This window comes from Streptococcus suis, assembly GCF_046032115.1.
GTDB classification, from domain to species: domain Bacteria; phylum Bacillota; class Bacilli; order Lactobacillales; family Streptococcaceae; genus Streptococcus; species Streptococcus suis_AJ.
The window spans coordinates 100,360-110,298 of sequence record NZ_JARQOZ010000003.1 but is presented as its reverse complement, the minus strand read 5'-3'; the positions used below and the strand labels follow the sequence as shown (position 1 = coordinate 110,298).

6 protein-coding genes are annotated in these 9,939 nt (G+C 42.8%); all 6 read left to right on the top strand.

Annotation, left to right across the window (positions count from 1 at the left end; all coding sequences use genetic code 11):
• Positions 1 to 84: 84 nt before the first annotated feature.
• The 6 genes from P7J36_RS02260 to P7J36_RS02235 all read left to right on the top strand — a co-directional run bounded on the left by P7J36_RS02260 (position 85) and on the right by P7J36_RS02235 (position 9,936).
• On the top strand, positions 85 to 432 hold the full coding sequence (locus P7J36_RS02260) for a TrbC/VirB2 family protein (RefSeq protein ID WP_029175407.1): 348 nt from the start codon (positions 85 to 87) through the stop codon (positions 430 to 432).
• Between the two features lie 10 nt (positions 433 to 442).
• Complete coding sequence (locus P7J36_RS02255; RefSeq protein ID WP_029175406.1) at positions 443 to 1,519, top strand: hypothetical protein; 1,077 nt, start codon at positions 443 to 445, stop codon at positions 1,517 to 1,519.
• A 21-nt stretch (positions 1,520 to 1,540) separates the two neighbouring features.
• On the top strand, positions 1,541 to 2,413 hold the full coding sequence (locus P7J36_RS02250; RefSeq protein WP_408551055.1) for an LPXTG cell wall anchor domain-containing protein: 873 nt from the start codon (positions 1,541 to 1,543) through the stop codon (positions 2,411 to 2,413).
• 26 nt (positions 2,414 to 2,439) lie between these two features.
• Entirely contained in the window at positions 2,440 to 6,834 is a 4,395-nt protein-coding gene (locus P7J36_RS02245; RefSeq protein WP_408551054.1) for an SspB-related isopeptide-forming adhesin, read from the top strand.
• 168 nt (positions 6,835 to 7,002) lie between these two features.
• Entirely contained in the window at positions 7,003 to 7,359 is a 357-nt protein-coding gene (locus P7J36_RS02240; RefSeq protein WP_024409885.1) for a hypothetical protein, read from the top strand.
• A gap of 12 nt (positions 7,360 to 7,371) precedes the next feature.
• Positions 7,372 to 9,936: an SEC10/PgrA surface exclusion domain-containing protein gene (locus P7J36_RS02235; protein WP_408551053.1), complete on the top strand. Its 2,565-nt coding sequence runs from the start codon at positions 7,372 to 7,374 to the stop codon at positions 9,934 to 9,936.
• Positions 9,937 to 9,939: the final 3 nt, after the last annotated feature.

Genomic DNA, 9,939 nt, shown 5'->3' with positions numbered 1-9,939 from the left:
CAATAGTCAAGTTAACATTATTACACTCATTAAAAATTTGGGATTGAAAAATCCCCATAAACTTATTTTACGAGGAGGGCTTCTATGAAGGACACATTGACAAATTATTTCGGTGAAGTGAAGACCAAAGGCAGGAACTACTTGCTCAGTCTATCACTCTTTCTATCAGGCATCTTGACAAATACCGTCTATGCAGATGATCCTTTCGCAAAAACAGAAGAGTTAGCACAACAAGGTATTACTAAAGTGCAAGGAATTGGTATCGTGATGTTTGGATTGGCTGTTGTAGTGACTGGTCTAATCTATGGGTTCGGTGGTCGTGAACTTAAAGCAGGGATTAAGAAGCATTGGGTAGCTATTGCTATTGCGATTATTGCTGTTTCTGCTGGACCAAGTATCATTGAGTGGTGCTTTAACTTTGTGAAGGGGTAAGGTGGTTACAATGGCATTTATACCTTTTAAGAAAAGCAATAAATGCTTGGTGACAGATGACTTATTTCTTGAAGTGATCTGGGAAGATGGTAAGTCTCCAGATGATGATAGTGAGCTTCTTGGTATTATTGAAGGACTGGACCAACAGTATCTAGATTCCTTCCAGCATACCATTGAAGAGTCGCTACCTTATCTAACCTTCCTGCAAGCAGAACGACTATTTCAGGCTTTAAAAGAGGTTTACGGTCAGGTGCAGCTGAAAAAGGTGGCTATTTGCCACCTGGAAGGAAGAGAGGCGGTCTCTGAAGGGGAAGTCTATGCCAGCTCTTTCATCATTGATCGTAGGTATCAGAATTTACTCTTACCACTGATTCAATCTATTATGACTGAACTAGATTTTCAGCATTATACTTACCAGGAAAAGCGTGAGTATTTCATCAACCAGATTTATCCATCTTATAAAGCTAGTCTGGGGCTCCCAGAGTCAGCCCTGCCACTTTTTCCAGAAGAAGGGGAACAGGTGCTAGGTAACTCCTATCAACCGAGTCCAGTATCGAGCGTTTCAATGAATGCAACTCCAACAGTCCCTCATCAAGCTCCTAAAACACAATCCCTGAAGAAGGTGTACCTACTCATGGGACTTATTGGAGTATTGGCTCTCGGAGGGATAGCTTCATCTATCATTGCATATACGCAACTGGCCAAGCAGAATGAACAGGTTGCTTATCTCTATCAAGAATTAAAGCATACCCAGCACTTAGTAAGTACGGAGCATCAAGTAGATGTCTTCAGTCGCTACTTTTTACCAAATTATTATTCTGGTCAAAAAGAAAACCTGGTGGATTTTCTGTCTGATGGAGATGCAAAGTATACTGTCCCTAAAATAGGAACGCTGCAATCGGTGATTCTGGAGCAGATGACTTATGATTCAGATGCTAAGGAATATCAAGTTACCTATGTTCTTGCCGTCAAGCAGGAGGAGAAGACCACAAGTCTACGCCTTAGTTTCACGGTCAAAGTCTCGGAATCTAGTAAATACGGTTTTGTGGTGACCACAGAGCCAATGGAAACCAGTTATCTTAAATAAAAATGAAAGGAAATGCAACATATGAGAACCAAGGACTTATATGATGAAAATAACACACTGAAGCTAACCGTAGTATTTGGGTTGGCAACGGGGGCAGTCTTAACCTATGGTCAGCCTGCATATGCAGAGAACACCGCTTTAGAAACTTCTGCAACGGAAGTTGTGGCACTGCCAACTGATCCAGTTACCCCTGTTCCAGCGGACAATGCGGGGGATGATTCACCAGCTGAGAGCGAAACGACTGTCGATGTTTCAACTGTTCCAACTGATTCAACTGTTCCAATGACACCAACGAATACGACGGAAGAAATTCCAGTCGATCCGACATTGCCAACGGAAACTTCTGGTGAGACAACAGAAACGCCTGAAGCACCAAAGGAGTCAGAAACTCCAACTACCCCAGGGATGACTGAGACACCAACTGACTCTACCGTTGTTCCTCCAAGCGAGCAACCAAACACCACAGAACCGTCAACGGCAGTTGTAACTGACAACCAGCCTACAACACCGACTACGCCACAAGCAACCGAAAATAACAACACTCAAACGGCACCATTACAGCCTCAAGTAGATCCATCTCCTACGGTTGAAGAAGATTTTGAACCAATCGTAACGGACCAAGGCTACACTGTTATCAGTACTGAGAATAGTGTTGTTACGGTTGCTAACGTCGATGGTACAAGGTCGACAGGGAAAGCTGAAGACTTTGGTGGCGTAACTAATCAAAACGGAACCGTTTCTTTCATTACGAAAGAAGGGAAGAAGGAAACTTTGCCAGAAACAGGGGTAGTGGAGAATATCGCACTAACATTACTCGGATTTTTACTCCTATTATTCGGCTTTGTCATTTCTGGCAAAAATAATACATCAGAATCACACTACATTTACTTGTAAAATCAGAAAAGGATGAGATTTAAGGTATGAATAGAAAAGAAATTTTTAACAAATCGGCAGAAACTCAAGCACGCCAACGTTTGGTGACCACGAAGGCTTATGGTCTCGTATCAACAATCGCAATTGCAGGTGCAATTACTGTTGCAGGTGCTAATACTGTATCAGCTGATGAAGTAACGACATCAGTTGTGACAGAAACAGTGGTCACAACGGATAATCCAGCTACTAACCTGGTTGAAGTTCAGCCAGCTACACCAGTTGAAAATACGGACCTGCAAGCCCAAGCCAATACAAATACTGGGGCAATTGTAACACCAGTTGAAATGCCAGCACTTGATCGGGCAGTTGCAGAGGCAGAGGCAAACGGTGTAGTAGTGACTAAGGGTGAGACAGTGGTCCACGAAAGCCTTGAAGCTGCTCAACGTGATACAGCTAATCAGGAAGCGGTCGTTAAAAATGCAGAAGCTGAAAAAGTCGAAAACAATGAAGAAATAGCAGCTGCAAAGGCTACGAATGCCCAAATTGATGCAGACAATACAGCAGAAGCAAGACGTGTTGAAGAGGCCAATAAACAAGGTCAAGAAGCAACAGACCAGCGGAACAAAGCTGGCCAGGAAGCAGTAGATGCACGTAACAAGGCAGGTCAAGAAGCGGTAGATGCTCGCAATCAGGCTAAACTGGATGATATTGAAGCTGAAAAGTTAGCAGTTGAGGAGCGTAATAGGGTCGGTCAAGAATCAGTAGATGCTCGAAACAAGGCAGGTCAAAAAGCAGTTGACGAGCGTAACGCTAACGCTCTGGCAGAATGGGAAGCCAACAAAGAAACCATCATCGCAGCTGATGAAGCAGCAATGGCTGGCTATAACGAACGTAAAAAAGCAAATGAAGAAGCTAACGCAAAAGGTCAAGCTGAAGCGGATGCAAAAAATGCGGCATTGAAGGCTGAGTATGACAAAGCTCTCAAAGAATACAATGACTTGCTTGCTGAAAATGATGAAATTCAGAAACGGAACGATGCTGCAACGGCAGCCGCAAAAGCAGAAAATGAACGCTTGCAGGCGGAGTATCAAGCTAAATTGGTTGAAATAAAGTCAAAAATTGGTACAGAAGGTAATTTGTCAGAATTAACCTATCAATCTTTAGAATTTAATTCTGAACCAAATGCACATTATGAAGCATCTGGGGTCATCAATAAAAACGATTACGGATTTGTGTTACAAGATGGGGAGAGCTTAATACTGACCTATACAGGTATCGAAAATTCCACATACAATAACACAAAAATTGGTAAGGTAGTTTATACATATACCGCTAAAGGAGATGCTGTCAATTTGTCTCCCCTACAAGATCCAACCGTAACAATAAACTTTGTTGGAATGAATGGTTTAACAAGTGCAGGTGAAACTAGACTCGGATTTAAAGCGGAGTATTATGACGAAACAGGGAAAATAATTGAATTTACCAACGATACGCCAGCTCTTATTAGTCTTTCGTCCCTGAATAGAAACTCACCTTATTCTGGAACAGGAACAGGTGAAGGAGTGGAGCTTACAAGTAGTAATACGACCTTTATTCCAATCGTTGGTTCAACTATTGCAAAAGATGGGAATAAAATCTACTCCTCTATTATTGATAATTCTAACTCTGATAGAGGCGCACGATTTGACGGTACTAAAGGAGGGGTAGTTACAAATGATCCTAATAATTACTGGGATACATTAGATGGACCTCTTCGTTGGTATGGTGCAGGTGTACTAAAAGTTGATAGTGGTACAAATATTTCATTTGATATTGTGAATAATTGGGCAAACTCGGAACAAGGTAACACGGGGGCATACTATTTTGGCTTCAATACTAGGGTTGCTGCTCCTGTGTTACCTCCATTACCACCCCTCAAAGAAGTAACCCCAGAGAAGCTAAAACCAGTTCCTGCTACGCCACCAAAACTTGAAACGGTAACCTTTACCCCAACACCGTTCAATGAAGAACCACCAGCGCCATCTAAAATTCCAAACGAACCAACGTTTGAAACGTTCACTCCAGAGGTCTTTACCCCTGAAACATACACGCCTACGCCATATTCTCCTGAAGTCTTTGTTCCTGAAACATTTACCCCAGAGGTATACAATCCAATCACACCAGTTGTGAAGCCACATGTACCTGTTCCAGAATCGAAAACCATTAAAGCAACGGTCCATCCAGTTGCGGTCAAGGATGCTCCTGCGATTACAAAAGACGTTGTCAATACTGAAGGCACTAGCATCGATGGTGAGTTGGTTGCGAAAAATTCAACTGAGACGTGGGTACTCAATCCAGGGACACTGAAGGCTGGTCGGGAAGCAATGACTTCCGTTGTTCTATCAGATCCTTTCCCAGCTGGAACAAAACTCTTCAAAGATGAGACCGCTAAACTCAGTCCAGAATGGTTGGTTTCCTATGATGAAACTGGCAAGGCAATTGTGACTTTATCTGCAAACGGGCTTGCCAAGGTCAACGCAGACTTGGCTAAAGATTTCGTCCTTCCGACATTTAATGCTATCTTCACGGTATTGAATGATGCTGCGACGTACAAGAACGCTTACACAATGACTTTGACAACTAAGTCAGGTAAGACCTATACTGCAACATCTAACACGCCAGTGATCTACACACCAGGTTCTGAGACTCGTACCTACAACGGTAACGTAGTCGTGCGCTACTTTGACGTAGATACAAACGTCAAAATTGCCCCTAACCAAGCAGACCTCGAAGATGCAAAAGTTGGCACAGCGTATGATACAACGGACCAAAAACAAGAAGTCATCGCGCACGAAGGTAAGCTGTATAAACTTACTTCAAAAGTAGTTGGTTCTGAAACTGGTAAGGTGACTGACGGAACCATCTATGTTGATTACTTCTACAAAGTGGTTGAAAATGAACCAGGAAAAGGTAACGTAGTTATCCACTATGTGAACGAAGATGAAAAGACAGTCGCAAATGACGTTGTAGACTCTTCAAATGTTCCAACAGGTACAAGCTACGATACCACAGACTACAAACCTGGAAGGATTACAACTGAAGATGGAATCGAGTACGAACTGGTTCCTGAAAAGACAATTGGTCAGGAAACTGGAGAAGTTATCGAAGGAACTATGGAAGTGACATACGTTTACAAACGTATCACACCACGTCCAGAGACACCAACTCCAAATGATAGCTTGATTGAGCCAGAGAAACACCTTTACCAAGTGGGTCAGATAAGCGGAGCTAATTTGGATGGTCTTCAGTTACTTCCAAACAAAACATATTCCTATACCGCTGTTACAGACAACAATCAATATAAAGGGCTAAAAGCAACTCAGGGAGAAATTCTCAAAGGCTTCCTACCACTGGTTGATGATCCTCAAGACAATACAGTTCTGTTTGACTTCTCTACCCTGAAGACAACCCTAGCTGATGGCCGTGATGTATCTTCTGACTTTGAAGTGCGGTCTTATGAAAGTCTTGAAAAAGCGGATGCTGAAGTTGTAGCTATCCTAAAAGCTGCTAGAATTTCTCCAGATGGGTATTTCTCAGTTGTAGTTCCTAAAGGTCTAGATTTTGAGGGCTACTTTAACAAGTACGTGTTCACTGGTTTGAACCTGTTCCATACCTTTGACGCTAAGACAGAGGATTATATTGGAGACTTTAGCAATAAAGTATGGCAAATTGACTTTGGAAATGGCTACGCAGGCAATACGGTAGAAAACAACGTGCCAAAACTGGATGGTATTAAGAAGGTCCTGGAGTCAATCGGTTCTAATAAAGATCTGACTGACGGTACCATTGAATTGGGTCAAACCTACCCAGCTAAGCTTTCTTTCCCAGTTGTCAAGACAACGATTGATGGCAAGTTGAAATCACTTTATGGTATTGAAAACTTTGATGAAAACTTTGACGAGTACAACGGTGAGTTTTATGCCTTTGCTTCAGGTGATATGAAACTCAAAGACGGTTCAATCATTAAACTAGATGAAGAACTGACTCGCTACATTGTCCAAGAGTTGATTCGAGATGAAAAGACAGGACAAGTCGTGGCGGTTAAGTACACTGTGAATCCTGAGTTCTATGACCTTCTAGCAGAAGGAGAAGAAATCAAGATCGATGTCTACTCAATGTTGAAACGTATCACTTACGGTGAAAATATTGAAAATGAGTGGATAGTCTATGTTAACGATGTTGAAGTAGATAAGGATATTGTTACGACCGACACACCTAAGCCTAAGGCAGAAACGCCAGAGGTCCCAGAAACTCCTGTTACTCCAGAAACGCCAGTAGCTCGTGCGCAGACACTTCCTGCAACAGGTCAAGAAAGCTCTATGGCTTTGGCTGCACTCGGTGCAAGCATGGCAATAGCAGGACTTGGCTTAGCTCGTCGCAAGCGTGATTCTGAAGTTGACTAGCCTTTAATTGCAAAAATCCAGGTTCTTACAGGACTTGGATTTTTTGCAAAAAGTCAATGATAAAAAAAAACAAAAATCATTGACTTTGCAGATTTTATAGTGTATAATAATATTGTCCTAGAAAAAGTGTAGGGTAAATAACAGCAACTGAGAAAGGGGGGAGCTTTATTGAAAAAGTTGCATCTCAAGCTATCCAGTAAGGCTCATGCAAGATTAACCAAATATATTGAAGAGCAGTACACAGTGCTTGAAACCACTAGAAGTAGGGATGGAACCTTGGAGATGACCATTAGGTCGAGGAGCGAAAAACCTCCTGAGGTAGAAGAGATTCTAGTAAGCGAATACCTTGCCTGGAAAAAGTTAAAACAAGAGAATCCTTCAGTTGGAACGTGGTACCATGTCCGACATGGAGAACCTTACGGGTTATCTGGATGGCAAGTTAAACGCATTCTAGAGAAAGCTGGGGTGTATGATCCTAGCTTACAAAATGGAACACACTATAAAATCAAAAATAAAGAAAGTTAAATAGGTGATAAAATGGAAAAGAAATTAGTTAAAGGTTTGGCAGCTGTGGGTCTCTTGACTCTTGGATTAGGTTCTGTGACAACTTATGCAGAAGAAACTACACTAACTCCAGAAGTTGACAATGCTCCAGAAACTGTACAAGCTGAGAAGGTTGCTGATACAGTAGTAACAGCAGAACAAGTTTCAGAAGCGAAAGCAGAATTGGATGGCACTACGCAAGAGGTGACTAAGGCGCAAGCTAACGAGCAAACTGCTCAAAAGCAAGCAAGTCAAGCTAGCAACGATGTAGAGCAAGCCCAGGCTGAAGTTACTGAAGCCCAGGCTCTTGTAGCTGAAGCGACACCTGAAGTGATTGCAGCACAAGAAACTAAGGTAGCAGATACCAAGGCAGCAGTAACTCAAGCTGAAGAAGCGGTAGCAACTGCTGAATCATCTGTAACAGAAGCAAAAGGTGCAGTAAATCAACAACAGGTTGTTGTAGCTGCTGCAGAAAAGGCAGTTTCTAAGGAGCAAGCTGATGTAGACCAAGCACAAGCTGAAGTTAACAATGCTCAAGCTATCCTAGACGGTACGGGGCAGTCTAAACTCATTGCAGAAAGAGAAGCAGCTGAGCTTGCCGTTGTTGAAGCGGGAGCGGCTGTAACAGTAGCAGAAGGTGACTTGGTGGCAGCTAAAGAAGCAGATAAAACACGTACTATCATGCTTGATGCTAGCGAAACGAGCCTCAGAAACAGAGGGGTTGACGTGGCTAATGCTAAGAGTGCCTTGGATCAAGCAAACGTGACCGCTCAAAATGCGGCTACAGCCTTGTCAGAAGCGAACAAAGACTTGGCGGCAGCAACACAATTGGTTGACAGCTTGACGAAAGAATTGGCTAGTAAGAACACTATCACAGTTCCAGCAGGATATGCGGAGGCACTCAAAGCCTTTGCAGCAGATAAAACAGAAAGCAACAAGTCAGCAGTTGCTAACGCTTCTGCAACAGGAGTTTCGCTAAACCAGTTCAAGTCACTGGATAGCGACAAGAAAATTGTGATTTCTGATGTCAACAACTTGTCTCAAGCACAACGTGAGGAGTTGACACTTTTTGCGGTTGACTTGATGAACCAAGTTCGCAAACAAGTAGATACTTCAGCTGTTGTTGCTAATTTGTCTGCTATCTCATTTGCAGATGATGTAGCAAACACTTCAAAATCTTTAGGCCATGACTTGCAAGCTATCCCAGCCGCAGCAGGCAGAAAAGGATTAGACAGCACAGATGGCGTAAACTACTATGAGAACTTCTCATCTGGTTACTTTGATCCACGACAAACTGTTACGATGGATGACCTGAAGAAAGCAGTCTACAACACGATTTCTGAAATGCTGTTTGATGATGCAGACTCAAATTGGGGCCATTCAACTTCACTTGCAGGAGTTCGTACCACAACAAACTCCAAATATATCGGTCTTGATGTGAGCAAGCTTGACTATGAGTTTTCAACTGGAAATACAATGCCACTTGGACGAGTTCATATCCTGGGAGTATCTGATACTCAAATTGAAGATACTAGCAAGTTTGATACCACTTCAAACCTATCATCACGTAACATTGATAATGAGTTAGCGGCAGCTAAGTCTGCTCAATCAACTGCCCAAGTAACTCTCTCAAAAGCTCAAACAGCAGACTCTGATGCTAAAGCTGCGCAAACCTTAGCTCAGAGCAATTACAACAGCGCTCTAGTTGCTCAAACAAGAGCACAGGAGGAACTTTCCTACTGGCAAAATAAAACAGTACAAACTCCTGGAGCCCTTGCAGCACTTCAAACTGCTAAAGATAACCTGACAGCTGCTGAAGAACGTGCCAAGGCAGCACAGGATGCGGTAAATGCTTTCTCAGCCGACGTTGCGACTAAAAAAGCTAACCTTGATGAGAAGAAGGCTAAATTAGCAACTCAAAAAGCAGAGTTGCAAACTGTTAAAGCTAACTTGGATAAAGAAAAGCAAGAGCTTGAAAACTTGCAGGCTAAAGTCACTGAGTTTGAATCAACTCTTGCAAAAGCTAAGTCAACTCTTGCAACCACAAAATCTAACCAAGTAGCAAGCGAGAAACGCTTGAATGACTTGCTAAATGCTGATGACGTCCTTGCCAAAGCACAAGCGAAATTAGATGCGGCTAAAGCTACCTTGGCAGAAAAAGCGGAAGCGCTTGAAAAAGCGAAGTCAGTTCTTGCTGATTTGCTCGAAAAACAAGCGATTGACCAAAAAAATTACGATATCCTTTTGGCCCGCTTTACAGCACAAGAGGAAGCGAAACGCCAAGCAGAACTAGAAGCCAAGCGAGTAGCCCTTGAGACAACAGGACAAGTTGCTATTCCAGTTGTAGATGTAGCAGGTAAAATTGTTGACTATGTGGCTGGGAACAAACCAGCACCAGCAGGAACAACCAAAGCTGCTGCTCGTCCAGTTTCTACCTCATCTAGCAAGAAGGGAGCATTGCCTGAAACAGGTGATGCAGGAAGCATGGGACTTCTGGCAGTAGGTTTGATGACTTTGTTCTCAGCGGTTGGTTTGGGAAACAAACGAAAGAAAGGTTAATCA

Coding starts and splice junctions, on each gene's coding strand:
- P7J36_RS02260 (WP_029175407.1), top strand. CDS start 85: ATGAAGGACACATTGACAAATTATTTCGGTGAAGTGAAGACCAAAGGC.
- P7J36_RS02255 (WP_029175406.1), top strand. CDS start 443: ATGGCATTTATACCTTTTAAGAAAAGCAATAAATGCTTGGTGACAGAT.
- P7J36_RS02250 (WP_408551055.1), top strand. CDS start 1,541: ATGAGAACCAAGGACTTATATGATGAAAATAACACACTGAAGCTAACC.
- P7J36_RS02245 (WP_408551054.1), top strand. CDS start 2,440: ATGAATAGAAAAGAAATTTTTAACAAATCGGCAGAAACTCAAGCACGC.
- P7J36_RS02235 (WP_408551053.1), top strand. CDS start 7,372: ATGGAAAAGAAATTAGTTAAAGGTTTGGCAGCTGTGGGTCTCTTGACT.